The 787-nt window shown below is 72.9% G+C and carries 2 protein-coding genes; both read right to left on the bottom strand.

Going from position 1 to position 787, the window contains the following annotated elements:
- Window positions 1-92: 92 nt before the first annotated feature.
- Window positions 93-593 (bottom strand): YcnI family protein, encoded by a 501-nt coding sequence (locus ROTAS13_RS25355; RefSeq protein WP_075823725.1) that lies wholly within the window; start codon window positions 591-593, stop codon window positions 93-95.
- A gap of 34 nt (window positions 594-627) precedes the next feature.
- Complete coding sequence (locus ROTAS13_RS25930) at window positions 628-774, bottom strand: copper chaperone PCu(A)C (protein WP_256371414.1); 147 nt, start codon at window positions 772-774, stop codon at window positions 628-630.
- Between the last annotated feature and the right edge of the window lie 13 nt (window positions 775-787).

Below are 787 nucleotides of genomic sequence, written 5' to 3'. Positions count from 1 at the left end.
GCAGCGCGGCATGGGCCCAGGCACCGGAAAGGGACGCCAGCCACAGGCCGCACGACAGGAGCAGCGGGAGCAGGCGGCGCATGCCTTCCGCCTCAGCCCCTGGGCGTGATGCGGACGGCGAAGGCCGGCGCGCGCAGGGTTTCGCCGGGCTTCGAGGGGCGCTCGATCCAGCGGGTGACCTTGCCGCCCTCGCATTCCTGCACCACCGGGAAATAGACGGTCTGCCCGGCTTCCTTCGGCGTCTGCACCCGCAGGACGAACTCCTGGTAGAAGGCGTCGGGCAGGTTGCCGCCCCGCCAGGCGACCTCCCGGACCGGTGCGCTCTCGCCATGGCCTCCGGGCGCGGCGGTGCCTTCCTCGGCCACGGTGGTCAGGGTCCAGCCGGCCAGGGGCATCGGCTTCACGTTTCGGAAGCCCTCGGGGATCTGCAGCCGGATGCCGGTGGTGGCCGCTCCGTCGCAGCCATGCGGCACGCGGATGGCCACGCGGAGGTAGCTGTCCGCCGGCATGGTGGACTGGTCCAGCGTCACATGCGCGGCGGCCGGAAGGGCGAAGAGGCTGGCGCCGAAGACGGCGGCGAAGCGGTTGAGCATGGGTGGTTTCCGTGGTGTCGGGCCTGGGAGTGGATCAGTGATGGCCGTGCGGACCGGTGGCGCCCGCCGCCTGCACCGGCACCGGCACGGTGATGGCGCCGGCATGCTCGAAGGTCAGCGTGACGGGGACGGCCTCGCCCACCCGCATCGGCGCCGAGAGGCCCACCAGCATGAGGTGCAGGCCGCCGGGGCGC

Origin of the sequence: Roseomonas sp. TAS13 (assembly GCF_001950415.1) — a bacterium.
In the GTDB taxonomy this organism is placed as follows: Bacteria; Pseudomonadota; Alphaproteobacteria; order Acetobacterales; family Acetobacteraceae; genus Roseomonas; species Roseomonas mucosa.
The sequence above is the reverse complement of the archived record's forward strand: the minus strand, read 5'-3'. Positions and strand labels throughout refer to the sequence as shown.